1 protein-coding gene is annotated in these 1,097 nt (G+C 66.7%); it reads right to left on the bottom strand.

The annotated features are described in order from the left end of the window. The coding region (gene istA / locus WKW80_RS37255; protein WP_340368570.1) for an IS21 family transposase at positions 1-1,097 on the bottom strand (1,097 nt) is incomplete at both ends.

Genomic DNA, 1,097 nt, shown 5'->3' with positions numbered 1-1,097 from the left:
TCGGCGTACACGTCGGCCGACTGGATCAACGGGTGTTCCTGGATCAGCGACAACTGCGAGCCCTGGTCGGGGGTGTTGGCATCGATGGTGGCCAGCGCGTCGGCGACCAGCTTCTCGGTCAAGGTCTTGACGTGGCGGTAGCTGTGGACACCCTCTGCGATGGCGCGCGCGCACGCACTGTCGACGAGTCGACGTGGATAGCGCTCGGCCAACCCAACGATGCCCCAGAGCTTGCGCTGGCCCACACGGCCCTCGATGGCGAACAGCATCTGGCACAGTCGCTCCGCGTCGGGGCCGATCGCCTTGGCCTGACCGAGGATGCGGTGCGTCTCGCGCGAAGGATTGAACACGCGTTCCTCGTAAGGCAGCACGACCGTGCCGGGCCGTTCGACGCGCGCATGCGTGCGCAGCAGCGCCTGCGTCTTGAGATCACGGACCTCGATGCGGTGCTCGAACACGCGCACCAGAACACGACTGCCGATGGGCGCTGGCCGGGCGGCGTAGCTGCTGTGATCGACGCGCACGCAGGTGTCGTCGCACACGGTGCGCTGCGACTCGGTGAAGTACTGCATGCCCGTCACCGGCAGGGCTTGCAGGTGGGGTCGCTCCTCCTCGAACATGGCCTGCACCTGACGGCGTGCGCTGCCGTGGATGCGCGAGGCGGCCCAGCGGCTCTCCCAGTGTTCGAGGAAGTCGTTCTGCTCGTCAATGGACTCGAAGCGTCGTCCCTTCAGAGCCGTGGCCTGCGTGTGACCGATGGCATTCTCCACGGTACCCTTGCGATTTGGATCCCGGACCCTGGCAGGGTCGGCGACCACGCCGTAGTGGGCGAGCGCGGCGGCATAGACTGGGTTGAGCAGCGGCTCGTACAGATCGGGCTTGAGCACGCCTTCCTTCAGGTTGTCGAGGACCACGTAGCGACAGGACCCGCCAAAGTACCTCCACGCCTGCTCATGCAACCGGGCCCAGACCTCCTGGCTGGACTTCCACACGACACGCCGGAAACTGCGCCGGGAATAGCGCAAGGTGGCCACAAACAGGCGGGGCTTGCGGAAGCGCTCGGTGCCCTTCACGCGCGTGGGCGCGCCCTCGCCGTA

Source organism: Variovorax humicola, assembly GCF_037889915.1.
Taxonomy (GTDB): domain Bacteria; phylum Pseudomonadota; class Gammaproteobacteria; order Burkholderiales; family Burkholderiaceae_C; genus Variovorax; species Variovorax humicola.
The sequence above is the reverse complement of the archived record's forward strand: the minus strand, read 5'-3'. Positions and strand labels throughout refer to the sequence as shown.